18 protein-coding genes and 1 pseudogene are annotated in these 26082 nt (G+C 37.1%); 6 read left to right on the top strand and 13 right to left on the bottom strand.

Going from position 1 to position 26082, the window contains the following annotated elements:
* The 9 genes and pseudogenes from ACXAGS_RS14805 to ACXAGS_RS14765 all read right to left on the bottom strand — a co-directional run.
* Window positions 1-1245 (bottom strand): annotated as a pseudogene (locus ACXAGS_RS14805) (hypothetical protein); the annotation flags it as partial.
* A gap of 81 nt (window positions 1246-1326) precedes the next feature.
* Window positions 1327-2502 (bottom strand): OmpA family protein, encoded by a 1176-nt coding sequence (locus ACXAGS_RS14800; protein WP_474907856.1) that lies wholly within the window; start codon window positions 2500-2502, stop codon window positions 1327-1329.
* A gap of 95 nt (window positions 2503-2597) precedes the next feature.
* The gene (bshA, locus tag ACXAGS_RS14795) at window positions 2598-3740 is read right to left on the bottom strand and encodes an N-acetyl-alpha-D-glucosaminyl L-malate synthase BshA (RefSeq protein WP_474907854.1); all 1143 of its coding nucleotides are present in this window, start codon (window positions 3738-3740) and stop codon (window positions 2598-2600) included.
* A gap of 28 nt (window positions 3741-3768) precedes the next feature.
* Window positions 3769-6690 carry a glycoside hydrolase family 3 N-terminal domain-containing protein gene (locus ACXAGS_RS14790; RefSeq protein ID WP_474907852.1) on the bottom strand — a complete coding sequence of 974 codons (2922 nt, stop codon included), beginning with the start codon at window positions 6688-6690 and terminating at the stop codon, window positions 3769-3771.
* Between the two features lie 96 nt (window positions 6691-6786).
* On the bottom strand, window positions 6787-7269 hold the full coding sequence (locus tag ACXAGS_RS14785; protein WP_474907850.1) for an ABC transporter ATPase: 483 nt from the start codon (window positions 7267-7269) through the stop codon (window positions 6787-6789).
* A 1-nt stretch (window position 7270) separates the two neighbouring features.
* Window positions 7271-8056: a (Fe-S)-binding protein gene (locus ACXAGS_RS14780; RefSeq protein ID WP_474907849.1), complete on the bottom strand. Its 786-nt coding sequence runs from the start codon at window positions 8054-8056 to the stop codon at window positions 7271-7273.
* A 10-nt stretch (window positions 8057-8066) separates the two neighbouring features.
* Window positions 8067-9395, bottom strand: a complete 1329-nt coding sequence (locus ACXAGS_RS14775; protein ID WP_474907847.1) for a 4Fe-4S dicluster domain-containing protein — start codon at window positions 9393-9395, stop codon at window positions 8067-8069.
* A gap of 3 nt (window positions 9396-9398) precedes the next feature.
* Window positions 9399-10367: an MlaD family protein gene (locus ACXAGS_RS14770; protein ID WP_474907845.1), complete on the bottom strand. Its 969-nt coding sequence runs from the start codon at window positions 10365-10367 to the stop codon at window positions 9399-9401.
* 50 nt (window positions 10368-10417) lie between these two features.
* Window positions 10418-11629 carry an N-acetylmuramoyl-L-alanine amidase family protein gene (locus ACXAGS_RS14765; protein WP_474907843.1) on the bottom strand — a complete coding sequence of 404 codons (1212 nt, stop codon included), beginning with the start codon at window positions 11627-11629 and terminating at the stop codon, window positions 10418-10420.
* 78 nt (window positions 11630-11707) lie between these two features.
* Between ACXAGS_RS14765 and ACXAGS_RS14760 the strand changes: the two genes are divergently transcribed.
* Together ACXAGS_RS14760 and ACXAGS_RS14755 are read left to right on the top strand one after the other, a co-directional pair.
* On the top strand, window positions 11708-14485 hold the full coding sequence (locus ACXAGS_RS14760; protein WP_474907842.1) for a putative LPS assembly protein LptD: 2778 nt from the start codon (window positions 11708-11710) through the stop codon (window positions 14483-14485).
* A gap of 92 nt (window positions 14486-14577) precedes the next feature.
* The gene (locus tag ACXAGS_RS14755) at window positions 14578-14958 is read left to right on the top strand and encodes a RidA family protein (RefSeq protein ID WP_474907841.1); all 381 of its coding nucleotides are present in this window, start codon (window positions 14578-14580) and stop codon (window positions 14956-14958) included.
* On the opposite strand, the gene ACXAGS_RS14750 is transcribed toward ACXAGS_RS14755, so the two are convergent.
* The 4 genes from ACXAGS_RS14750 to ACXAGS_RS14735 form a co-directional block, all read right to left on the bottom strand.
* Window positions 14951-15802: an N-acetylglucosamine kinase gene (locus tag ACXAGS_RS14750; RefSeq protein WP_474907839.1), complete on the bottom strand. Its 852-nt coding sequence runs from the start codon at window positions 15800-15802 to the stop codon at window positions 14951-14953. The two genes, ACXAGS_RS14755 and ACXAGS_RS14750, sit on opposite strands and share 8 nt — an antisense overlap.
* Before the next feature lie 52 nt (window positions 15803-15854).
* A complete protein-coding gene (gap, locus tag ACXAGS_RS14745; protein ID WP_474907838.1) occupies window positions 15855-16856 on the bottom strand; it encodes a type I glyceraldehyde-3-phosphate dehydrogenase in 1002 nt (333 codons plus the stop codon).
* Window positions 16857-16898: 42 nt separating this feature from the next.
* Complete coding sequence (gene pfkA, locus ACXAGS_RS14740; RefSeq protein ID WP_474907836.1) at window positions 16899-17885, bottom strand: 6-phosphofructokinase; 987 nt, start codon at window positions 17883-17885, stop codon at window positions 16899-16901.
* Between the two features lie 133 nt (window positions 17886-18018).
* Window positions 18019-22446: a translocation/assembly module TamB domain-containing protein gene (locus ACXAGS_RS14735; protein WP_474907835.1), complete on the bottom strand. Its 4428-nt coding sequence runs from the start codon at window positions 22444-22446 to the stop codon at window positions 18019-18021.
* 84 nt (window positions 22447-22530) lie between these two features.
* Here ACXAGS_RS14735 and tsaD point away from each other — a divergent pair, with 84 nt between their 5' ends.
* Genes tsaD through ACXAGS_RS14715 form a run of 4 tightly spaced genes read left to right on the top strand, consistent with a single transcriptional unit; the run spans window position 22531 to window position 26077 of the window.
* Window positions 22531-23553: a tRNA (adenosine(37)-N6)-threonylcarbamoyltransferase complex transferase subunit TsaD gene (gene tsaD, locus ACXAGS_RS14730; protein ID WP_474907833.1), complete on the top strand. Its 1023-nt coding sequence runs from the start codon at window positions 22531-22533 to the stop codon at window positions 23551-23553.
* Between the two features lie 45 nt (window positions 23554-23598).
* On the top strand, window positions 23599-24303 hold the full coding sequence (locus tag ACXAGS_RS14725) for a 16S rRNA (uracil(1498)-N(3))-methyltransferase (protein WP_474907832.1): 705 nt from the start codon (window positions 23599-23601) through the stop codon (window positions 24301-24303).
* A gap of 29 nt (window positions 24304-24332) precedes the next feature.
* Complete coding sequence (locus tag ACXAGS_RS14720; protein WP_474907830.1) at window positions 24333-24974, top strand: DUF4159 domain-containing protein; 642 nt, start codon at window positions 24333-24335, stop codon at window positions 24972-24974.
* Window positions 24971-26077, top strand: a complete 1107-nt coding sequence (locus ACXAGS_RS14715) for an AI-2E family transporter (RefSeq protein ID WP_474907828.1) — start codon at window positions 24971-24973, stop codon at window positions 26075-26077. The genes ACXAGS_RS14720 and ACXAGS_RS14715 overlap by 4 nt, the downstream gene beginning before the upstream one ends.
* Window positions 26078-26082: the final 5 nt, after the last annotated feature.

The following is a 26082-nucleotide window of genomic DNA, read 5'->3' as shown; positions in this document are numbered from 1 at the left end:
CGTAGATGACAAATCGTCCTCTGGACTACCATCGGGCCAATCATGCGTGCCCCATTCTAATTGTGATCCGCCAACAGGACAATCATACTCCGATACATCCAATAAACCATCGTTATCGTCATCTTCGTCCGTACCATTCAATACCAAATCACCGTCGCTGTCCTCGTCCCCATTACTAAAGCCATTTCCATCACAATCCGTAGCTTTCCAAAAATTAGATGGTTCCAATGTTTGGCTTGCTAAAACATAACTACATTGATCTAATGGATCGGTACCATCTACTATTTCATCGCCATTAATTACCCCATCACCATCACAATCTGCTCCAAGCCAAGCAGGGGAAGAGGTTTGAGTTCTGTTCGCAAGTACAAAATCACAACCGTTCAACGGGTCTGTACCATCTGAAAGTTCATCAGCATTGGTAACGCCATCCCCATCTATATCAATACTAGTTTCAACCACATTGGGTATTACCGGAGGAACAAAATCACCGTTAATAAAATAAGCGGCACGAGAACGCATAAAATCGGATAATAAATCGCGCCCTCCAGGGTTTATTGGGTGAATACCATCTCTAGGAACATCAATATAGGTTTGATAATAATTGCGGGTAAAATTGTACAAATCTATAAACGGATTACCGTCTGTACCCACCTGATCAGGTGCATTAACTTGTATTTTTGGTATTAAAATGTCGGTGTTATACGGTAAACTACCCAGTTCTTCATTATTATAAATGTCATCTAAGAAGATGTCATAGGTTCTAAAAGTGATTGGCATTATAATGACATCTGCCAAACGTAAAGGATCTATAGCTGCATATAAAGCATCGTAATCATCCGAAATACCCTGTAATTCAGTTGGTGTTGCCGAAGTATAGGGCCTGGTTACAGATACATTATTACCTCCTATGTGGACTAAAAATAACGTATTTGTAGGATGGTCTGTCATAGCCTGCTGCAGATTTGGAATTATTTGATCAATAGTAGCACCGGTAAATCCGTATCCATAAACATCTACATTAATACCATTTGCCTGCCATTCAGCGGTTCTAGCTGGGTTTGGATTAACTAAATCCTTACCATATACCTCTTCCATAATAGAGGCCCCCACAACAACCACCTTGGTATATTGTGCAGAACTAACAGTAGCGAAAAAGACAAAAATTAGTAACAAAGACTTTTGCGCCACTAATCCCAACTGCATTGATGGCTTTGTTTTTAGTAGATTATTAAAATTTGTCATTAGTTATATTTTGAAATTATGGCTATGAGTGGTTACGATAAGTTTGGCACTAGATAATTTTATTTATTGAACATGGGTTATTTAAAACTCCAAAATCTTAAATTCTGAACGTCTATTTTCCCTATGCTTACTTTCTGAACAGTACACTCCGTCGGTACATTCGTTCGTTAACTGACTTTCACCAAACGCTTGTGCTTTTAAATTGGTTTCTGATACACCTTGGGCCAATAAATAGTCTGTTGTTCGTTTTACCCTACGTTCAGATAACCATTGGTTGTACGTATCAGTACCCCTGGCGTCGGTATAGGAACTAACCTCTAGTACTAAAGAAGGGTTTTCTTGCAAAAGCACGGCTAACTTTTCTAAGGTACTTTTAGATTCTGTATTTAAATAAGAGGAGTTCAAATCAAAATAAACCAATCCTAAATTGTCAATAGCATTACGCAAAGCTTCTTTTTTAGCTTCTAGCGCATCTTGCTTCGCCTTTTCTGCTGCTGCCAAATCCTCCGCTTCTTTTTCTCTTTTTAATCGTTCGGCCAATTCTGCAGCCTCCCTCTTGGCAGCATCAATACTATCTTGGCGTTTTTTCATGGCTTCTTCCAGCTCCATAATCCTAGCTAGTTTTTCCTCGCCCTTCGGATTTAAATCCTTTTCTACACCAAAGCGGTAAACAACACCAGCTGCATGCTGTATGTGGTTGGTAGAATTTTCTTTATTCATGGTCCACTTTCCAGTGGAACTAAAGTCTAATCCCCAACTATCTGAAAACCATGTTCTAAAACCTACATTGGCATTATAGGTTCCCCTTCCCTGTTCATTAGCTTGGGTATATCCTGCTCCAACACCAACATAGGGATCAAACCAACCCGTTTCCCCTAATATTTTATTTAAATCGTAATTAATACGGATATCTCCAGCGTAATAATCCTTTTCTTCGGTATTTACAACACCATCGATTACTTTACCTTCTTGGTATTTATTATAGGAACCAACCAGTTCCAAACCTAGGCCACTTTTAAAATATTTGCCAATACTTAAACGGGAAGGATGCGGAACCATATTCCAGTTATCAGAGAAATTAGTTAAATCACCAAATTCTGAACCGGCATCATCTACGGCATTAACACCTAAGCCAAACACCCAACTACTAACCACCATAGAATCTTTTGCGGTTAAAACTGGTAATTCTTCTTGTGCTGATAAGGAAATAGTAATCAATCCAAAAAGGATAAGAAATGGAGAACTGAAAGATTTCATTTTCTTTTATTAGTGTATATCGCCCAAATGTAAATGAAATCTATAAAAATGTATATAATTCCCTGTAAGAAGAAAATTACATCGATAAAATAACGTTAATAGGAATTTTTAAATCGTGATTTATAAGCTTTCTCGTAAACTTCCTCATATAACGGCACTATATTGGTGATCACGAACTTTTTAGAAGCTAAATACGCGTTTTCTTTAAATTGATTCAACCGTGAGTCATCTCTTAAAATATCCAGGGCGTACGAAGCCATCTCATCTACATTGCCAACATCACTTAAATAACCGGTAATTCCATGTTCATTCACTTCTGGAATACCACCTGTATTACTAGAAACCACCGCCACTTTATTGGCCATAGCCTCCAAAGCTGCCAAACCGAAACTTTCGGTTTCCGATGGCAATAAAAACAAATCTGAAAAGCAAAGAATGCGATCTATTTCATTGCTGTTTCCTAAAAACAATACTTTGTCTTCAATACCTAAAGTTTCGCATTGAAGCTCTGCCTTTTCCTTTTCAGGTCCATCTCCTACCATTATCAATTTGGCAGGAATTTCTTGTTGGATTTTATGAAAAATGGATACTACATCCGTAATTCGTTTTACTTTTCTAAAATTACTGATATGGGTAATGATGCGTTCCTCTTCCGATGCCATTAAACTTCGCTGGCAATCCGTAAAAGCATTTTGGTACTTTCTGGAATCTATAAAATTGGGAATTACTTCAATATCATTTTCAACATCAAAAATATCCAAGGTTTTTTGTCGTAAATCTGCTGAAACCGCAGTAACCACGTCTGATTTGTTAATGCTAAAGGTTACTGCTGATTTGTAAAAGGGATGATTGCCCACCAAAGTAATGTCCGTACCATGCAAGGTAGTTACCATTGGTATATAAATATCTTCCTCTTTCAACATTTTCTTTGCCATATAACCTGCATAGGCATGAGGTATGGCGTAATGTACATGCAATAACTCTATATCATAATGCTTAATGGTATCTACCAATTTACTACTCAATGCCAATTCATAGGGCTGGTAGCGGAATAATGGATATTGTGGCACATGTACTTCATGGAAGTAAATATTATTATTTAGCAACCCCAATCTTACGGGTTGTTGGTACGTTACAAAATGTACCTCGTGTCCTCTTTCTGCTAGGGCAATACCTAATTCTGTGGCCACAACTCCACTACCTCCAAAAGTAGGGTAACAAACTATTGCAATTTTCATGCGCCTAAATTAGGTCTTTATTTATAACCTAATTGATAATGGAATCATAAATAGCTTGTTGAATACGTGTACGCAATCCTGATTTTACCAATAGATTATTCGTCATGGTAGGATAGGTCCTATTACTTAAAAAAACATAGACTATTTCCTCCTCTGGGTCTGCCCAAGTATATGTTCCTGTAAATCCGCTATGACCAAAACTTTCTTTGGATACGCAACCACAGGTTGGTCCTGAGTTTTTTAGTTGGGGTTTATCAAACCCTACCCCTCTTCTAACATCTTCGTCACAAAAGTAGCAGGTATTAAATTTCTTAATGGTTCGGGCATCAAAAAAACGTGTACCGCCATAATACCCTCCTTGAATATACATTTGCATAATCTTGGCCACGTCTAATGCATTACTGAATAATCCGGCATGACCGCCAACACCGCCTTGCATGGCCGCACCCATATCATGCACATAACCTTGTACTCTTTTGTAGCGGTAATAATTATCTTCTTCTGTAGGCACAATAGAATCCCTTGAAAATTGGTCCAGAGGATTATAGGCCATATGTGTGGCCCCAATTGGTTTTAGTAAAAAGTCCGTTAAAAGGGTGTCAATTCGTTGTTTGTTGGTATCCTCTACATATTTTTTCATAACGTAGTAGGCCACGTCAGAATACCTGTATTTATTACTTTTAAGTTCTTGTCTGCCAATTCTATTGTAGATAGAATCTTTATAGGCATTACTTAAATAGAGACCATCAAATACCTTGGTTGTATAATCTTTTGAAGGCGTTTTGCGATAAAAAAAATCGGAAGGTTTTCTGTTTTCGTCCAACGTACTTAGGTAAAAGGCAATCCAAGCAGGCAACCTACCGTAATGTGACAAAGCTTTGAGCACCGTTACGTCTTTTAATTCAGATTCTGCATAAGCGGGAATTAGCTCCTGAAAAGTGTAATCCAATTTTAGCTTTCCTTCTTCTTCCAATTTCATGATTAAGGGCAGTGTCCCCAATATCTTGGTAACCGAGGCCAAATCGAACAAATAATTATTATGGATCCTATCTTTAGAATCGTAGGTAGGTTTACCAAAACTTTTATGGTATACCACCTTGCCCTTTCTACTAATTAATACCTGTGCCCCTGGAAACATTAATGAATCTAACCCTTCTTGCACCAAAGAATCTACTTGGGCTAAACCCGTACTGCTTAACCCTACCCTTTCTGGAGTACTAAAACCTAAACGGGCAATTGCTTTTGTATTAATACCGGTATTGACTTTAAAATTAGGATGTGCGGTTACGGGCAGCTTCCCTTTAGCCCCTATGGCCCCAAACAATACTTCTGCAGCTTTTTCTTGGGCTACTTTGCTATTTTGATAAGCCACTATTATACCATCCATAGCTTCCCAATCCTGAACATCTAATAAAGCATAAGGTTTGGTAAAAACCGTTAAAATGGTATTACTGGTACGCATTCTAGCAATTTCTTGTACCCAGTATTTTTCATTTTCTGTAAAACTATGTCCTTTCCAAGGCGATTCATTGCTTCTGTGCAAACCTATAATCACAAAATTGTAATGTCTAATTTTGTCTCTATATTCAGCAATATCTTTAGCGGTTATTACATCTACCGCTGCATATTTTTTTAAGGTATTTACATAAGCAGCATTATCTGAATCACCAAATTTCACATAGGCAATTTTCTTATTGTCCAGCTTTCTTAACGGTAATAAATTAAACTTGTTCTTAATTACGGTAATTGCATTTTCTATTGCTGTTTCATACAACAATTCATCTTCTATGGTATTTAAATCTGCAATTAGATTTTCTAATGTAACAGGCTTATAGTTTGCCAACCCAACCTTATATTTTGCTTTTAAAATCTTCTTTACCGAAGCTTCTAGGCGCGCTTCACTTATTTTACCTTCCTCGTAAGCTGCTGTTATTTTTTGGTGCGCACTGGCCACATCAACTGGCATTAATAACATATCGTTGCCGGCCATAAAAGCGGTTAACTCTACCTCTCCTTCTGGAGCGTACTTCCGCACCCCTTGCATATTTAGGGCATCTGTTAGTACCATACCCCTATAATTTAATTCTGTTTTTAAATAATCCGTGATTATATTCTTAGAGAGTGAAGAAGGAAAACCAGCTTTAGGTTCCATCGCGGGAATGCTCAAATGCCCTACCATTATAGAACTTATACCCGTATCTATTAGCTTTTTAAAGGGGTAAAGTTCAATACTGTCCAATCGTTCTTGCGTAAAATCCAAAAACGGTAAATCTTTATGACTATCCGTAGCGGTATCTCCATGACCAGGAAAATGCTTACCAGAACCCAAAACCCCAACACTTTCCATACCTTGTAGAAGCGCAATGCCTTTACGGGTTACATTATCACGGTCTTCACCAAAAGAACGGTTTCCAATAATTGGATTTTTAGCGTTGTTGTTTATATCTAAATCGGGCGCAAAATTTATATGCACCCCAATTCGTTTGGCATGTTCTCCTATTCTACGGCCTACTGCTTTAACAATGGAATCTTTTTGAATAGCGCCCAAGGTCATATTCCAGGGATAACTAAAGGTAGAATCTAACCGCATGGCTAGTCCCCATTCTGCATCTTGCCCAATTAACAAAGGTACTTTAGCAGCATTCTGGTAATCATTGGTAAGCTTAGCCTGCCTTACCGGTCCACCTTTTGAAAAAATTACCCCACCTAGATGATAAGTATTTATTTGCTCCTTGATTTTATCCGTAGCTGCTTTGGACTGGTTAGAAGCCACACTAACCATAAATAACTGTCCTATTTTTTCGGATAAGGACATCTTACTATAGGTAGTATTGACCCATGCTTTTTGCGCCAAGGAATCACTGGTTAAGAGTGGGTCTACTTGAGCAATTGTAACATTTAGAAATAAGAAAAAGGCTATCGAAAGTAATGCGAATTTTTGTTGCTTCATAAATCGGATGTCGTCCACTTAGAGCGATTAAAAATATTGTATTTCACCGATCAAAGCACAAAAATTAAGAAGAAATCTGCTTTTTTGGCAGAATTTTTACATAAAACGCGCATGCCAGCTTTCCGAAGCTGGTACTTCCCAATTTTCTAAAAACTCCCCTTTAGTAGCTACTAAGTTATTAAAGACCACCGTGTTTTTGGAAACCGCCTTATCCTTAGCCATTTTTTTGAAGTCTTTAAGCGCCTTATACGCTATGTATTCGCCTTGCTTATAAGAAACGTTCATTTTGTCCATTAAGTCTACTTGGTATTTTTGTTCCAAAGCTTGGATAAAATGTACGGAAGCATCTATAGAACAACCTGATGCACTTGCCTCCGTTTGGTCTAAACCAATTACCAAAAACCGATTATACGGCATGGTAAAACCTGCATTTAAGGCCGCTCCGTGGGCAGTCCATTGGTTTAAAAAAGCTTCGGTTTCTAGTTTAATTTGTGCAACTTCTTCTTCTGTGAACGTCCTATTGCATTGATAAACCCATATTCTTGCATGTTCTGGTAAAGCTTCAAATTCTACTAGCATATTACAAAGAGTTGGCTAAAAGTTCTGCTACGTCCAGTACGGTAACACTATCTTCTTTTTCATGAGCTTTTATACCATCTGTCATCATGGTATTACAATAGGGACAACCAGTTGCAATTATATCCGGATTAGTTTCTAAAGCATCCTTGGTTCTAAGCACATTTATATCCATGTCTCCTTTTTCTGGCTCTTTGAACATTTGTGCGCCACCAGCACCACAACATAAGGCTGTCTGCTTGTTTCGCTTCATTTCAACCAAATTGGCGTTGGTTTTGGCTAAAACGTTTCTAGGTGCCTCATACACATTATTTGCCCTTCCTAGATAGCAAGGGTCATGAAAGGTTACGCGTTTACCATTATATTCTTTACCAGTTAGGCTTAACCTACCTGCATCGATCAACTCTTTTAAGTATTCCGTATGATGCAAAACTTCATATGCTCCGCCTAAACTGGGGTATTCATTTTTAATGGTATTGAACGAGTGTGGATCACAAGTTACGATACGCTTAATTTCATAGCCGTTTAACAACTCTATATTCATCATGGCTTGCATCTGAAACAAGAATTCGTTTCCTGCTCTTTTAGCTACATCACCCGTAGAACTTTCTTCAGGGCCTAGAACTGCAAAATCTACTTCGGCCTTGTTCAACAAACGTACAAATGCCCTAGAAATCTTTTTTGCCCTATCATCATAACTTCCTGCAGAACCTACCCAAAACAAAATTTCGGGTTGTTTACCTTCGGCCAAGAAGGCTTCCATGGTTTTAACCTTTAATTGCTCACTCATAGTTCTAGTTTTATTCGTTAACCCAGTTTAAACGGTCCATTTGATTATAAGGCCATGGTGCTCCGTTATTTTCAATATTAGACATCATATTATTCAGCTCGGTTGGAGCCGCAGATTGCTCCATCACCAAATACCTACGCATTTCTACAATTATAGAAAGTGGGTCTATACTTACCGGACATGCCTGTACGCAAGCATTGCATGTAGTACATGCCCATAATTCTTCTCTCGTTATATAATCGTCCAATAATTGTTTACCATCTGGTACAAAAGTACCTTTATTCGCATCCATATTTTTACCCACTTCTTCTAGACGGTCTCTGGTATCCATCATTATTTTACGCGGACTTAATTTTTTACCCGTTTGGTTTGCCGGACATTCCGAAGTACACCTACCACATTCCGTACAAGTGTAGGCATTCATCAATTGCACCCAGTTTAAATCCATAACATCAGAAGCACCAAATTTCTCCGGTTCGCCAGCATCCGCTGTACCTGCATCTGCCGCAAAAGGATCTGCGTTAGGGTCCATCATTAATTTTACTTCATTGGTTACCGAAGCCAAATTAGTAAACTGCCCCTGTGGTTTTACCCTACCGTAAAAAGTATTAGGAAAGGCCAATAAGATGTGTAAGTGTTTGGAATAGTATAAATAATTAAGAAAAAACAGGATACCTAAAATGTGTAACCACCAGGCACCGCGTTCTATGGCAATTAAAGTACTTTCTGATAAACCTTGAAAAATAGGCGCTAAAAACTGACTAATAGGAAATGAACCTGCTTGCGCATAATGTTCTGCCCCCATTTGCTGTAGTTGATAGTCGGCACCATTCATGGTTAAGAACAAGAACATTAAAACCAATTCTATATACAGAATAAGATTACCATCTTGTTTGGGCCATCCTTTCATTTCTGGTTTTAAGAATCGTTGCAAACGAATGACGTTTCTTCTTAACCAAAAAATAACCACGGAAACAATAACTAAGAAGGCTAAAATTTCAAAAGATGCGATTAAAAAATCGTAAGCTCCACCCAAGAAAGCGAATAAACGGTGTGTACCCAAAAGCCCATCTAGTATAATCTCTAAAACTTCTATGTTTATGATAATAAAGCCTACATAAACAATAATATGTAAAAAACCGGCTATTGGCCTTACCACCATTTTGGATTGCCCAAGGGCTATTCTTGCCATATTAGACCATCTTTCTGAACGGTCTCCAGAGACGTCTGCCTCTTTACCAAGTTTAATGTTTCTTACAAGTTTTCTAACATTATTGTAGAAAAACCAGACCCCAAAGCCAAGGGCCAAAGCGAAAAGAAAATTAGGAATGTATTGCATAGTTTAGTTAGTCTCTTTCTCTGCGGCAGGATCATCTTCCGGCAACTCGTATTCTTTCTGTTTTTTACCAAAAACAGAAACATTTACGTATCGCTTTGGATTTAATCTAAAATCCTGCAATAATAAGTCTAGTTCCCTAGAGGCATCTGATAAGTTATTATATAGCTCATCATTGGTAGCCAGTTTACCCAAAGAACCTTGACCGTTTTCAATATTATTCAGCAATATATTTAAATTTCCGACAGTACCTTGCAATTGTTTCACGGTTTTAGCCAAACCAGCATCTGCTAGCGAGTCTGAAATTTTAGAAAAATTAGAAGTTATATTGTCTAAATTTTTGATAGAGTTATCTAATTGGCCCTTGTTGGCCGTTAACAACTGGTCAAATTTTTGGGCACTTCCTTGAAAAGAGGCAACCAATTGATTTAAACCAATTATAGTCTCTTGAAGCTGTTTTTTGGTAGGATCGTCCAAAATCTCATTGATATTGGTTAATAAGGAGTCTGCACCAGATACTGCGCCTTCTACTTTCATTTGTAGGGGTGTAAGCTTCTGTTGCACTAACTCTGTTAGTCCTGGTTTAGAATTAGCGTTTAAGGTATCTCCTGATTTTGCCAAAGCCGCACCATCAAAAACCGGAATAATCTGTAAACCCTTGCCCCCTATGATACCTGTATCATAAAGCTCTACCTTACTATTTTCTGAAAACTGAAAATCATTGTTAACGTTAAACGTTACCAATAGTTTACCTGAGTTATCCTTAAACCTTATTTCTGTAACATTACCAACTACCAAACCATTTAAGGTTACCTGTGTACCGGTTTGTAGCCCACCTACATGTTGGTAAACCGCATAAAATGTTCTTGAATTGTCAAAAATGGACGAAGCCTTTAAATAACTAAATCCAAATACTACTGCCAGTATACCCAGCAATACCAAAAATCCCGTCTTTACTTCCCTAGATAATTTCAAAAGGTACTGTTTATGGTTCTAAACAAAATTAGGAATATTTTTTGGCACCTTTATTTTTTGGCAATCGTTTTTAAGGCTTGCGCCATCGTTATCCGTTTTCCGTCTTTGTAAGCAACAATGTAAGAATCCGTATAACCTTTAGCGTCCGCATTGGACTTCAACAACTTAGCCTTCTGATAAGAATCTGTATTTCCATATAGATAACGAAATAAATTGTTTACAGGTTCTTTAGACAAATCGTTTAAGCCTCTAAAATTATCGCCATCCAATGCTATAACTTTAGAACTGGCCATTAGTTGAATTTTGAAGGTAACGCCAGCAGCTGCAACTTCTTCCGTTTTGGAATCGCTAATTACAGTCTTTACTACCTTGGCAGGCTCTTCTTTCGCTGCTACCACTTTAGGTTCTTCTGGTTTGGATTCTACCACCTCTTCAATTGTGGCAATAGGCGCATCATTTATTGGCGTTACGGTTTCCAAACTACTTTCTACACCATTCTTATAATTAATTACAGCCTTGGCTATAGCCGTACCCATTTCTTTTTTACCCTTTGCGGAATTTAAGAAAGCTCCTTCGCTCTTATTGGTTAAAAAACCTGTTTCTACCAATACGCTAGGCATAAAAGTTTGGTGCAAAACAATAAAACCAGCTTGTTTTACTTTACGGTCTTTTCGCTTTAATTGCTTTGTAAATATATCTTGCATCAACTTAGCCAAAAGAATACTTTGATCTAAGAATTCTTCTTGCATAACGGTTAATCCAATTACGGATTCTGGGGAATTAATATCATAATCGGAATACTTTTGCTCGTAATTATCCTCTAAATAAATTACCGAGTTCTCTTTTTTAGCTACTTCAAAATTTTGCTTATTGGCATGCAACCCCAAAACAAAAGTGCCGGCTCCATGGGCGTCAGACGTATGGGAATCGCAATGCACGGATACGAACAAATCGGCATTGGCCTTATTGGCTATCTGTCCCCTTTCATATAAATCCACAAACGTGTCATCGTCTCTAGTATATACCACTTTAATGCCCGGATGTTGTTTTAGAGCCTTACCGGCCTCTAGTACAATAGCCAGGGCAATATTTTTTTCTAAATAACCATTACCCAAGTTACCCGGATCGTGCCCACCATGGCCCGCATCTAAAACAACAACAAACTCATCTTTGTTTTGTAATTGGGTATTATTTTTGCTAAAAGATAAAAGTGTAAATATAAATCCTAAGGCTATGGCAAAGGCTAACCAATTTCTCTTCATAAGAACGCATTGTTTTTAATTATCCTTTTGAGGTTAAATTTATGGTAACACCTCTTAATCAGAATAAAAAATATATGTATGTTTGAGCTCCAAAAACTGAGCCAAACTTCTACAAAAATAGGATTTATCAAGTTGCAAACAAACAAACATCCTTTTCTTTTAGTGCTGCTATTTGCTTTGTTAGCCCAATTTTTAACGGCACAAGAAAAGCCTTTGGTACCTTTACCTATAAAGGCTGTTGGCGATACTTTGAACCCACCCTTACTACCACCAAACATCTTAAACGATTCTATTGGTAAAAAGGATTCTATTAACATAGACAGCACCAACACTAAAAATTCCATGTTGGTAGACATTATAGATTATAAGGCTAAAGATTACGTAAAACTGAGCCAAAAAGACCAAAAAATATATCTGTACAACGAGGCGGAAATAAAATACCAAGACACGGAACTTAAAGCCGGTATTATTGTTATGGACTACACTAAAAATGAAGTCTATGCAGGTAGAATAAAAGATAGCACGGGAACATATACGCAAACTCCGTACTTTAAACAAGGTGATAACGTGGTTATACCGGATAGTATTCGGTTTAATTTTGATACCAAAAAAGCCTTGATTTGGAACTCTAGGACCGAACAACAAGCCGGATTGGGTTCTTTGGGAAGTGATGCAATGAAGGTATTGGCAAGTATTACCAAAAAAGAAAACGATTCTGTCTACTTTTTAAAAGATGGTAAAATGACCACCTCAAAAGACACGGTAGACCCCGATTATTTTATTAAAATTAGAAAGGCCAAATTTGTACCCGGCAAAAAAATAATAGCAGGTTTTAGTAATATGTATTTGGTAGACGTACCTACCCCTATTGCGGTTCCGTTTGCTTATTTTCCTTTGACCACCGGTAGAACAGCAGGGTTAATATTTCCAACTTTTACCCAAGATCCCAACAGAGGGTTTTCCTTACAAAATGGAGGCTACTATTTACCAATAAGTGATTATGTGGATTTAAGTGTAATGGGAGATTTTTTTACCAACGGTAGTTATGGTATACGTACGCAATCCATCTATGCAAAGCGCTACAAGTTTAGGGGTAATGTAAATTTTAGATTTGAAAATCAAATTACCAGTCAAAAAGGGTTTAGCGATTACCGGCGTAGTACACTTTATAATCTTCAAATCTCGCACTCACAAGATGCCAAGGCAAATCCAAATTCGCGCTTTAGTGCTTCGGTAAACTTGGGTAGTAGTCAATATTATACCAATTCTTTTAATCAAATAAACGTACAAAACACACAGAACAACAACCTTTCTTCTTCTATTTCCTATTCCAAAACATTTCCAGAGTATCCCTCGGTAAATTTAAACCTTACCGCCTCACATAACCAGAATACACAGACCCAACAGGTAAACCTTACATTACCCACCCTTCAGGGTAGTATGGAACGTATATTTCCATTTGCCAAACGTGACGGCATTAAAAAAGGTATTATTCAAAACGTAAACTTTCAATATAACGTAAGAGCCGAAAACAGAATTACCACTACAGACTCTTTAATGTTTAGAAAGGGAATGTTTGAAAACGCTCAAATAGGCGCAAGACACACCTTGCCCATAAGTACCAACTTTAAAGTAGCCAAATATTTTAGTGTAACGCTAGGTGGTAATTATGAAGATGTTTGGACGTTTGAAACCTACAAAAGAGGTCTAGATCCAGATGACCCTTCTAGCAATCAAGAAGTTGTTTTAGATACCATAGAAGGTTTTGACCGTTTTAATAAATATGGCCTCTCGGCAAGTATTGGAACTACCGTTTACGGTACCTTTCCATTTGGTGAAGACAAAAAAATACAAGCTATTAGGCATGTTATGCGACCGCAAGTAAGTTGGTCTTACACCCCTTCTTTTGAGCAGTTTTACGATACTTATGTAGACTACAGCGGGCAAACCCAGCAATACACCCGTTTTCAAGGAATTCCCGTTGGATCTGTACCCAGCCTTAATAGAGCCAACGTCCTAGGGTTTTCTTTACAAAACACCTTAGAAGCCAAGGTAAGGGATAAAGATTCCACTAAACTGGAACCAAAGAAAATATCTTTATTAAGCAACCTTAACTTCTCCACCAGCTATAACATGGAGGCGGATAGTTTAAAGTTATCACCCATTAACATGAACGGTGGTACCAGTTTTTTTGATAAGAAACTAACCTTGAACTTTAGTGGTAGCCTAGACCCATATACCATTGATAATAATGGAAGGCGAATAAACACACTAAACGTTAAAAATGGCGGTAGTTTACTAAGGTTGACCAGAGCTTCTATGAACATGCGTTATTCTTTGAGCAATGAAACCTTTAAGAAAAAAGATGGCAAAGAAGATGAAGACCGAGCAGAAGAGGCGAGTGATTATTATAGGGCTGCCAGTGGTGGAAGAACCGATGATTTGTTTGGAGCCGGCTTTGACCAAAGCCAATACCAACGCAGGGAAGATGATGGGGAGGATATAGAAAACCCTGTGTACGGCACAAAAATTCCTTGGGATTTAAACATACAATTTGCCATGGGGTATCTAAATTCTAATAGACAAAATCAAGTAAATACAGCTTCTTTGATGTTTAGCGGAAACGTACAATTATCGCCCAGATGGGATTTGGGCCTATCCTCTGGATATGATTTTGTGAACAAAGGTTTTGCACAAACCCAATTTCGATTTTCCCGTCAATTGAAAAGTTTTGATTTACGTTTTAATTGGGTACCCTTTGGACGTAATGAACGATGGGATTTCTTTATTGGAATTAGCAGTTCTATTCTTAGCGACCTTAAATATGATAAACGTAGCCAACGTATTTTAAGGTAATACAGCTAATTAATTACTCTAAAAATAAAAGTTAACTCCTAAATTGGCAATCTAAAAAGATTCCAACTAACTTAGATATCTAAAACTACATAATGAAAAAGATAATTAATACTGCAAACGCCCCTGCTCCTATTGGGCCGTACAACCAAGCCACACTAGTAAAAGATACTTTGTATATATCCGGTCAAATTCCTATTGATCCAAAAACCGGCGAATTGGTTTCTGGGGACATTAAAAAAGAAACTAAACAATCCATGGAAAATTTAAAGGCCATTTTGACCGAAGCCAAAATGACCTTTGAAGATGTTGTAAAGGCTACCATTTTTGTTAAGGATATGCACCAGTTTGCTGCTATCAATGAAGTTTATGGTAGTTATTTTAATGCAGATACCGCACCCGCTAGGGAGACGGTAGAAGTTGCTAATTTACCTAAGTTCGTAAATGTAGAAATCTCTATGATTGCTATTAAATAGTACTTTGGTGAAATTTAACCAAACCTTCTATTGGTCTTCTATGCACCACGCCTTTAATTAAATCATTACGTTCTAACACTTGCGTAAGTTCTTCTTCTAAAAAGTGGGCAATACTACCTACAAAATGCACTGGCACCTTGGTAGCCAGTTCAAATTGCATAATGTTATTGTTTACAAACTGCTGAAGTCCTTTTTCTATTACCCCTTTACAATAAGGGTGTTCTTTATTTTCTATAATAAAACGGGCAAAGGTTGCCAAGTAAGTATTTGGGTTTGGCTGTTTGTATAAATTCTCCTTGATATGATCTGCATCTAGATTGTATTCCTTATTGAATTTAATACCCAGATCTTGCGGCATTTTATGATAGTAATAATCTCTTAGCAATTTTCTACCAAAGAAATTACCACTACCATCGTCCATTAAAATATAACCAAGAGCGGTTACTTTTTGAAACAATTGGTGGCCATCATAATAACTACAATTAGATCCAGTACCTAAAATACAAACTATACCCTGCTCCCCTATTTTTGTAGTTGCATAAATAGCAGCATAGGTATCCTCTTTAACATCTGCCTTTGCATTTGGGAAAAACTCGCCAAAAATAGACTTTAGAAAAACCTTCATCCTATCCGTACCACAACCAGCACCATAAAAGTAAAGGTGTGTTACCTTTTCCCTGTTTTTAGCCAACTCAAAATTATTGGCCAAACGGTCTTCTATAACCTCTCTTGTTAAAACCTCAGGGCTAAGACCCAAGGTTTGGGTCATAAAAATTTGGTCTCCCTTCTCGTCCAATGCAATCCAATCAGATTTGGTTGCACCACTATCTACAATCAGTATCATATAAAAAAATTCCTAAAGACGGTTTTATCCGTCTTTAGGAATATGGTTTAGTTTATAAACTGTTAACGTGTAACATCAAATCACACATCTTGTTAGAGAAACCAGCTTCATTATCGTACCAAGAGATCAACTTGAAGAATTTAGAATTTAACTCAATACCAGCACCAGCATCAAAAGTACTTGTGTGTATATCTGATACAAAATCTTGAGATACCACATCATCCTCGGTATATCCTAAGATACCTTTAAGTTCACCTTCAGAAGCTGCCTTAAAAGCTTTCTTGATTTCTTCGTAAGAAGTTTCCTTTTCCGTTTTTACCGTTAAGTCTACAACGGAAACATCTGCAGTTGGTACTCTAAATGCCATACCGGTTAATTTACCGTCTAATTCTGGTATAACTTTACCTACGGCTTTAGCCGCACCAGTAGAAGCAGGAATAATATTTAAAAGTGCAGAACGTCCACCTCTGTAATCTTTTCTAGAAGGACCATCCACGGTTAATTGTGTAGCGGTGGTAGCGTGTACCGTTGTCATCAACGCTTCTTCTATACCAAAATTATCATTAACCACTTTTGCCAATGGAGCTAAACAGTTTGTAGTACAAGATGCATTGGAAACTATTGTATCCGTAGCTTTTACCTCCTTGTGGTTTACACCCATTACAAACATAGGTGCATCTTTAGATGGAGCAGAAATAACTACCTTTTTAGCACCACCATCAATGTGGTATTGTGCTGTTTCTAACGTGGTAAAGATACCAGTACACTCGGCTACAACCTCAGCACCAATCTCATCCCACTTAAGGGCTTTAGGATCCTTTTCTGCAGTAATTCTAATTGTATTACCGTTAACTACTAGATTACCGTCTTTTACGGCTACGTCACCATCAAATTTACCATGAACAGAATCGTACTTTAATAAGTAAGCAAGGTGCTCTACGTCTAAAAGATCGTTTATTGCAACTACTTGCAAATCTCCTCTTTTAACGGAAGCCCTAAATACTAATCTTCCAATTCTACCAAATCCGTTTATACCAATTTTAACTGTTCCCATGTTTTTACTTTTAAATTGAATTTAAGTGTTTATTGTGTATTCTTATGTAGACATGATATCTGATACGCGTACCAATTCTTCGTCAATAGCGGTGTGCGCTTTAATTGCTTCACTAATCGGCGTTAAAATAAGTTGGTTATCACGTATACCTACCATATAATTAGATTTACCTTCCAGTAAGGACTCAACTGCTTTTACGCCCATCCTAGAAGCCAAAACCCTATCAAAACAAGTAGGGTTACCTCCTCTTTGCATGTGTCCTAAAACAGACACCCTTACGTCATAAATAGGCAAATGTTCCTCTACGTACTCTTTAAGTTCAAATACGTTTTTACCCGTTTTGTCTCCTTCGGCAACGATAACAATACTGGACGATTTACCAGAAGCCTTACTTCTTTTAAGAGAATCTAAAAGCCTGTCTAATCCCAAGTTTTGCTCTGGAATCAAGATTTCCTCGGCACCTGCACCAACACCAGCATTTAAGGCAATATGCCCTACGTCCCTACCCATTACCTCTACAAAAAAGAGGCGGTTATGAGAACTTGCCGTATCCCTAATTTTATCAATGGCATCTACCACGGTGTTTATGGCCGTATCAAAACCTAAAGTATAGGTGGTACCAAGAATATCATTATCTATAGTACCAGGAATTCCTATTACCGGAAAATTAAACTCATCGTTTAATTTTAAAGCGCCTGTAAAACTACCGTTACCACCAATAACCACTAGACCATCTATATTGTTTTTTAGTAACTGGGCATGCGCTTTCTGCCTTCCTTCTGGTGTTCTAAATTCTTCGCAACGTGCAGATTTTAGTATAGTTCCTCCTTTATTTATAATGTTGTTTACACTACGGGCATTCATCTCCTTGAAATCCCCTTCTATCATTCCCTGATATCCCCTGTAAATTGCTATACACTCCAATTTCATGTAGGCGCAGGTCCTTACAACGGATCGGATGGCTGCATTCATCCCTGGGGAGTCACCTCCTGAAGTTAATACAGCTATTTTCTTAATCTTATCGGCCATTTTAAAAATTGAAAAACCAAAACTAGCAAACTTCAATAAAGTAAAAAAGTGTAGCTAGTGCTAAATTGAAAAGAAAGCGTTTTTCAAACGATTTCGTTAAAAATTATTTTGAATTTGTTGTATTTGACCAACATTATTCTTGGTTGGAAGTTGCTTTTGATTGAAAATTAATCAATCCTTTTTCACCCATCTGTCCATCTGGTACAGGTTTTTCTTTTTCTGACTTTTCCTTTTCTTTTTTTCTGAAAATTTTAGCCATTAACTCTCTAAACGTATTAAAATCTACCTGATAATTTAAACCGATACCTTGGGTATAACCTTGCGACTCCAAATAAGTTTGATACACGTTGTTTTCCCTGTTAAAAATAGTAGCACTCAAGGTACCTTCTTCATTTAGTAGAAACTGAACTTCTACATTACCTGCCACCACGGTTTCTGAAACCCCACTTACCGGAACACCCACCTTACCATTTACCAACACCCGGTCTGATATTCTAGTGGATACGGATACACCAATACGATCTTCTGTATCTATTCCTGAATTAATATCTTGATAGCCTTGCTCGTAAGACAACCCAAAATTAAGTTTATCGTTATTACTACCTAAAACAGAATTTAAAATACCAGAAGCGGTTTGTATTAAATTACCGGTTACGGCCTGCTGGTTTAAGCCTACAGACTCGTTTACAAAAGTACCCTGCGCCATTAAAAATAAGGCATTGTTCTTTTCTATGGTAGGATCTTGCAACCTATATTCTAATTCAGATTTTATAACTGAATTGGTACCTGGAAATTCTATATTGAAATCTATTTGCGGTTGCTCCAATTCTCCCGTTAAACTAACCACTACCTCTGTTGGTATATTTCTGGTGTAATTACTACCATCTAATAGTGGTGCCGGATTTGCATTTAGCTCATAAACTGCATCAAGGTTTAATTGCGCCTCTAAAGGTTCTCTTTCCCATAGTATGGTACCACCAGGTTTTACCTTAAACCGTTTGTCTATTAAACCTCCGTATTTGTAATGATATTCTCCTGTAACCACTACAAACTCCCCATACATATTAAACTTACCATTGGTGTTTATCTCCATTAACAACAAACCTTCTCCAGTACCACGTAACGTACTACCGGTTTGTTGGTCTACTACAATTTCAATCTCTGCTTCTGGGGTTACGGCCAAATCGAACATCATTTCTATACCTTGATAATCATCTAAAGACCGTTGTTGCTCAATAATTTTTCCATTATCCCTTTCTATGAAGTTAATAAAAGAATAATCACCTACACTGGTAACGTCACTAAGTGGTATTTTTAAAACACTGCCTCTAGCGGTAGCCCCATCAAAATTTATGTTCAATGCATTAATAGGCCCAAAAATACTACCGGTACCATTAACAAATCCGGTTCCATAATACAAGGCCTCTTCGTCGTATTCTGTATTTAAAATCATTAGGCGGTCGCCAAGGGTATCCACGTTTAGGTTTAAGCGCCAATCTGTAAAACCAGAGTGACTTATAGAACCGCTTAATTGCCCATTTGTACCCTCCACAACATCTGTAAGCTGTAAGTTTTCAAAAACAAAAGACTTGTTATCTAACCTAATCTTAGAAAATGGCGCAAAATCATAATCTACGTTCAACTCTGCAATTCCAAGACCGGCTTCCGTAAGTGTTAGCTCTCCATTTATATCTGGATTCTGCATATCTCCTGTAATACGTGCGTTTCCATTAACCAAACCTCTAATATTACTAATTACTTCCTCTCCCAAAGGTGCAAATGGCTGCAGGTTAAAGTCGTTCAAAGATGCCATAAGATCAAAAGTAGCCTTACGGTTAACGTTGTTTATTTTACCATTAAGACCAAAACGCTCTTTACCCTCTTTGCTAATCCAAGAATTTACACCAAACTGTGTAAGATCATTATTACCAAAAATAACCAGTTCCATGGTACCTAAAACATAGTTGTTTACCGCTAAATCTTGAATCTCTACGCTAGAGGATGGTAGATACTTGTTGTTCTTTTGAAGAATATTTAAAAACCCATTGATATTGCCTTCTAATTTTAGGCTATCTACGGCAGGTGTAATTTTATTTAAGGATACTTTTTTAAATTGTAGCTCCATGTCTTTATAAGTAGAATCCGCAAATTCTCCACGTAATCTTATTTGCTCATCTTCATGGTTCATTACAATTTCCTGTATTTCAATACTATCCAGGGTTTTGTTAACAATTACCTTGTTCTTACGATTACCTTCTTTGTTCAGCACCCATTTGTTGCCTTTAAAACTTATGTCTGAAGTCTTTAGACCTATTACAGATTTATTTTCTTTATTGAAAGTATGGTAGAAATTAAGATTATAACTATCATTAAATTGGCTACCTCCTTTAAATTCTGTTCTAAAAAACAGGGTGTCTTTTATGGTGGTATTAATTAGGTTAAAATCTTTTACATCATAGTAAACGGTAGACATCTCGTCCACCGAAAAGAAAGTGTTAAACAGTGGATTTTTATTATCTATCTTAAGCTCAATATTGTCTAATTTGTTTTGAAACGCCTCTATGTGTGGAGATTTAAAGGTTAGTTTAAAATCGCCTTCATCTGCTATTATATTCCCCCTTATATAGGTGTCCGGACCAAAATTAACCTCAGGAAAAAAGACATCTACAATTTTATTATAAATACGAAAATTGAAATCTAAACGCTGTCCTTCGGATATTTTAAACGGTTTATAATTGGTATAAATACTACCCACAGAATTCTGCACCAATTTACCCAGTTCTTTCACCTTAAACTTACCACGCATATAACCTGTGATAATATCTGGAGATTCTATATCAATATTTCTATCTCCGTTTTCTTCAAAAGAGGAAGAAACCGCAAAATCATCAAAATAATAGGTGTCGTTAGCATTCTGATAGCTCGTGTTTCTGAACTGAATGTTACCAACAATGTTATCCAAATTGTTGCCCGTAATATCCATATTTACCTGGCCCTTGAAAACAGAAACACTATCTTTTATGAAATTTAGTTTTTTAAAATCTGCATAATCTACGGAGGCAATAAAATTAAAATCGTTTAGTTCCTGACTAAAATCTGCTAGTCCTTTAAAGTCAAATGTTAGGTTTTCGTCCTTACCCACCAAACTACCATCAAACAACTCGTCCTTAATTATACCGGACATCTTTATGTTCTTGTAGTTATAACCGTTAAATTCTAAACTATATATTTCTCCAATTGCCTCAGTGTTTAAATACTCTGCCACAAAACCCCTACCTTCTACGTTTACATCCATAGAGGTTTTACCTAGGTTAGGATTTTCCAGAAAAGTACCCAGTTCAAAGTCGATTAATGAGATAAACCCACGGTAACTGGCATTATCAATATCGTCTATATTGGTCATCTGCAGATCTGAATAACTACTACCAATTGCGGTACTTAGGTTTACTTGGGCATCTACACTTGTCTCGGTTACTTTAGCATCTCCCCTAACGGTAAATTGCCCTAATTTTTGAAAAGAAGATGGTATACTACCACCCAAAATTTGTGGCAACAACCCTCTTAATTGATAATAGCTAGAGGTTACATTATCCATTTGAGCGTCCATTTTAAATGGCTCAGACTCGTTAAACATGTTAGTAAAAACAAAATCGCCCCTGATCCCGGTATTATCTGAGAAAAGCAATAAATCGTTTACTTCTAAAGCGTTTAGAACACCTGCAAAGTTTGCCGTAAAATTGGCTGTTTTATCCTTTCCAAATTCATTAAAGTACTTATTAACCTCGTTAAAGGCCACTACAGACTCTTCAAAAGAAGCATCTACTTTTACCAAGTTTAGAAAATCTTTAAAATCTTCCCTATCATAGGTGAAAGCCAAATTGCCTTGCAAGCTAGATTCTGGCGTTTTTATAGTCAAGTCTTCAAAATCCATTCGTTCCCTGGTGTACTTAAATTTGGTTACCAGTTGTTCCATTCGTATACCTTTTTTGGTATTAAAATCTAACTGGTCTACATTAAGTGAAACTTGAGGGCCTAGAATTAAAAAATCCGTTGCGTTTAAGTTTAGGTCAAAAAAGTTAAGAATACTTGGTTGTTCTAAATTCTCATCTAACAAACGGTATTTACTGTTAACCAGATTAATTTCTGTAGCACTCATATAAAATGGTGGCGTGTTGGGGTCTCTAGGTTTGCCATCGTCCAATTTAGCCACAAACACATCTAAGTTGGTTTCAGATTCGCCCTTGTACGTCTGCATTTTAAAGTAAAGTCCATCTACATCAATATCGCCAAACTCCAATTTACTTTTGAACATATTTCTAGCGTTCAAAACAGATGTGGTTAGTTCCTTTATATGTATTAAGGTGTCTTTTTGGTAGTCTTGTACATAAATACCTTTTATATCCGCATTTAAGGTAAAAGGGGAAAACTTTAGGCGGTCAATATTTATATTGGTGCCAAACTCTTTATTTATTTCCGTAGTTGCATATTGCGCCAACCTGGTTTGTACAATGGGTAAAGAAAAGAACAATGTTGCAAAGACCCCTAGCAACAAAATAACCAAAATGGTCCTTAGCAGTATTTTTCTAAATTTTTTGATAGCGATATACCCTTTATCTTTGTACGTTCAATTATTATTCCAAAGCCGGTGGAAAATCAGAAAAAATATATTCTAGCAATTGAGTCGTCTTGCGACGATACTTCTGCTGCTGTTTTGTGTAACAAAACAGTGTTGAGTAACGTAGTGGCCAACCAAGAGATACACAAGCAATATGGCGGTGTTGTCCCTGAACTGGCCTCAAGGGCCCATCAACAAAATATAGTACCTGTGGTGCACCAAGCCTTGGTCAAGGCAAATATCGATAAAAAACAACTATCTGCCATAGCTTTTACTAAAGGTCCGGGACTTTTAGGTTCATTACTTGTTGGCACCTCTTTTGCCAAATCTTTGGCCTTGGGCCTAAATATTCCGTTAATAGAAGTAAACCATATGCAGGCGCATATTTTGGCTCATTTTATAGAAGACCCCGAGCAAAAGGCACCTCCCTTCCCGTTTTTGGCCATGACTATTAGTGGGGGGCACACACAAATTGTTTTGGTAAAAGACTATTTTGATATGACAGTATTGGGTGAAACGCTAGACGATGCCGTTGGTGAAGCCTTTGATAAAAGTGCCAAGTTGTTAGGATTACCCTATCCTGGTGGGCCGCTAATAGACAAATATGCAAAAGAAGGAAACCCACATGCTTTTGAATTTCCGAAACCAAAGGTAGATGGATTAAATTTTAGTTTTAGCGGACTAAAAACAAGTATCCTCTACTTTATACAGCGTAACGTCCAAAAGAATCCAGATTTTATCCAAGAAAACCTAGCAGATATCTGCGCTTCCATACAGCATACCATAATTGCTATTTTAATGCAGAAATTAAAAGCAGCTGTGAAGGAAACTGGAATAAAACATATTGCCATTGGTGGCGGTGTGGCCGCCAATTCTGGTATTAGAGGAAAATTAAAGCAAATGGAAACCGATAAAGGCTGGACCACCTACATTCCTAAATTTTCTTATTGTACGGATAATGCTGGGATGATTGGAATTGTTGGCTATTTAAAATATTTAGAAAAGGAATTTGCGGAACAGAACGTTGCCGCCCAAGCCAGATATCAGATTTAGTAAAAACAGAATTAGGACCCGTTAAGCTAAAAATTAAATTTGCCCATGCAATTGTTTTACAACCCATTACTTACCAAGAATACTACAACCTTTTCTTTTGACAAGGAAGAAAGTAGGCATATTGCCAAAGTACTGCGTAAAAAAGAGGGAGACATACTTTACATAACCAATGGTAAAGGGTTGTTGTTTAAGGCAGAATTATTGCAGGCAGACTTTAAAAAGTGTGTGGTTGAATTACTGGAAACCGAAGAAAAAGAAACCGAACCTTACTATTTACATCTAGCCGTTGCCCCAACTAAAATGAACGACCGTTTTGAATGGTTTTTAGAAAAAGCCACGGAAATTGGTATAAGTGAGATAACGCCTTTGTTATGTGATCATTCTGAACGCAAACAAATTAAATTAGAGCGTTTTGAAAAAGTAATACAGGCCGCCATGAAACAATCATTACAAACATGGTTGCCCAAATTAAACCCATTAACTACTTTTTCTGAATTTTTGGCTAACCAACAATCCGAACAATTGTTTATTGCGCATTGCGAAGAAACGGAAAGAAAAGCACTAAAAGATTGCGTGTTACCCAATAAATCTACCACCATACTAATAGGTCCAGAGGGCGATTTTTCTAGCCATGAAATTAATACAGCGTTAGCTAAAGAATACATGCCGGTAATGTTAGGAAACAACAGGCTACGTACAGAAACTGCAGCTATTTTTGCTTGTACCGCAGTACGTTTAATCAATAGCTAATATTGTTTACCTTTATCCAAACCTGCTGTATGAAACAACTACTAATTTTATTGGTCTCTCTGGTAACGGTTTCCCTTAGCGGACAGGAAATTGCCGTGCTCAAATACGGTGGGGGCGGCGATTGGTATAGCAACCCAACCGCACTACCCAATCTTATTAAGTTTTGCAACACCAACATTGGTACTAAATTAGAATTAGAACCCAAAACCGTAAGCCCCAATTCCCAAGAACTATATGAGTATCCGTTTATACACATGACAGGCCATGGCAATGTGTATTTTACGGACGAAGAGATAACTAATCTTAAAAATTATTTATTAGCTGGCGGCTTTTTACACGTGGATGATAATTATGGAATGGAAGAATACATAAAACGCGAATTAAAAAAACTATTCCCAAATAAAGAATTGGAAGAACTTGCCGTTAATCATCCCATTTTTAATCAAGAATTTCCATTTCCGCAAGGTTTACCAAAAATTCACGAACACGATGGCAATAGACCCCAGGCCTTGGGCATCTTTAACGAGGGTAGATTAGTGTTGTTGTATACTTTAGAATGTGATTTAGGCGATGGTTGGGAAGACCCAACCGTACACAATGATCCAGAGCCAGTGCGCACAAAAGCCCTTAAAATGGGAAGTAACATTATATCATACGTATTTTCTTTATGAACAAAGAGGCCAACAACATTGCAAAAGGTATTCTTAAAGCAGTAGGTATAATTGCTGCCATTGTACTAGTAGCCTATTTTATATATTTAATAGGTTCCGTAATTGCCTATTTGTTAATTGCTGCGGTTTTAGCTTTATTAGGAAGGCCAATAAAACGATTTCTAAACAATAAACTTAAGTTTCCAGATACTTTAGCGGTAGTTGCTACTATGCTGGTATTCCTAGGGGTCTTGGCAGGATTAATCGCTTTATTTATTCCCCTCATAAGCAAACAGAGCGAAAGTTTATCCCTGTTAGATATTGAACAACTAAAACGAGACCTAAATAATCTGTATTTGCAGATTATGGAATATTTTGGCACCACAAAATCTGATGTAGACCAGCTTATTGAAGATTCTGAACTGGAGAAAACCATTGTAGATGGTTTAAACCTAAATTTTATACCAGATTTCCTAAACTCGCTGTTCAATATTTTAAGTGAATTTAGCATCGGTCTTTTTTCGGTTTTGTTCATCACTTTTTTCTTTCTTAAAGATAGCTCGCTTATGCAAAATGGGCTACTTGTTTTTATTCCGGAAAATAAAGAGAGTAAGTTAACCGCCACTATAGAAAAAATAAATGGCCTACTGTCCAGATATTTTGTTGGGTTATTATTACAGTTGTCTATTCTATTTGTTATCTATACCATTACCCTCTTTGTTGTTGGTGTAGAAAATGCTATTGTAATTGCATTCCTATGTGCCTTATTTAACATTATACCCTACATTGGCCCACTACTAGGTGGGGCTGTTATGATAACCTTAACCATGACAAGCTATTTAGATGCAGATTTTAGTAGTGTAATTTTACCTAAAGCCGGTTATGTACTCATTGGTATAACTATAGGTCAACTTATAGATAATTTCTTTTCGCAGCCTTTTATTTTTTCAACAAGCGTACGCTCACATCCATTAGAAATATTCTTAATTATCATTATCGCTGGTTTATTATTTGGCCCTGTAGGAATGGTAGTGGCGGTACCTGGTTACACGGCCTTAAAAGTAATTCTAAAGCAGTTTTTAAACGATAATTCCTTTGTGAAACGTTTTACTAAAAATGTTTAAGCTTT

The organism is Croceivirga sp. ABH4_376, from assembly GCF_056160685.1.
Note: the sequence above shows the minus strand (reverse complement) of the source record. Positions and strands in the feature narration are given on the sequence as shown.

Bases quoted from the DNA above. Each gene is read 5' to 3' on its own strand.
- bshA (WP_474907854.1), bottom strand. From the start codon at position 3,740: ATGAAAATTGCAATAGTTTGTTACCCTACTTTTGGAGGTAGTGGAGTT.
- ACXAGS_RS14785 (WP_474907850.1), bottom strand. From the start codon at position 7,269: ATGCTAGTAGAATTTGAAGCTTTACCAGAACATGCAAGAATATGGGTT.
- ACXAGS_RS14775 (WP_474907847.1), bottom strand. From the start codon at position 9,395: ATGCAATACATTCCTAATTTTCTTTTCGCTTTGGCCCTTGGCTTTGGG.
- ACXAGS_RS14760 (WP_474907842.1), top strand. From the start codon at position 11,708: ATGTTTGAGCTCCAAAAACTGAGCCAAACTTCTACAAAAATAGGATTT.
- ACXAGS_RS14725 (WP_474907832.1), top strand. From the start codon at position 23,599: ATGCAATTGTTTTACAACCCATTACTTACCAAGAATACTACAACCTTT.
- gap (WP_474907838.1), bottom strand. From the start codon at position 16,856: ATGGGAACAGTTAAAATTGGTATAAACGGATTTGGTAGAATTGGAAGA.
- ACXAGS_RS14755 (WP_474907841.1), top strand. From the start codon at position 14,578: ATGAAAAAGATAATTAATACTGCAAACGCCCCTGCTCCTATTGGGCCG.
- ACXAGS_RS14765 (WP_474907843.1), bottom strand. From the start codon at position 11,629: ATGAAGAGAAATTGGTTAGCCTTTGCCATAGCCTTAGGATTTATATTT.
- ACXAGS_RS14750 (WP_474907839.1), bottom strand. From the start codon at position 15,802: ATGATACTGATTGTAGATAGTGGTGCAACCAAATCTGATTGGATTGCA.
- ACXAGS_RS14780 (WP_474907849.1), bottom strand. From the start codon at position 8,056: ATGAGTGAGCAATTAAAGGTTAAAACCATGGAAGCCTTCTTGGCCGAA.
- pfkA (WP_474907836.1), bottom strand. From the start codon at position 17,885: ATGGCCGATAAGATTAAGAAAATAGCTGTATTAACTTCAGGAGGTGAC.
- ACXAGS_RS14790 (WP_474907852.1), bottom strand. From the start codon at position 6,690: ATGAAGCAACAAAAATTCGCATTACTTTCGATAGCCTTTTTCTTATTT.
- ACXAGS_RS14800 (WP_474907856.1), bottom strand. From the start codon at position 2,502: ATGAAATCTTTCAGTTCTCCATTTCTTATCCTTTTTGGATTGATTACT.
- ACXAGS_RS14720 (WP_474907830.1), top strand. From the start codon at position 24,333: ATGAAACAACTACTAATTTTATTGGTCTCTCTGGTAACGGTTTCCCTT.
- ACXAGS_RS14715 (WP_474907828.1), top strand. From the start codon at position 24,971: ATGAACAAAGAGGCCAACAACATTGCAAAAGGTATTCTTAAAGCAGTA.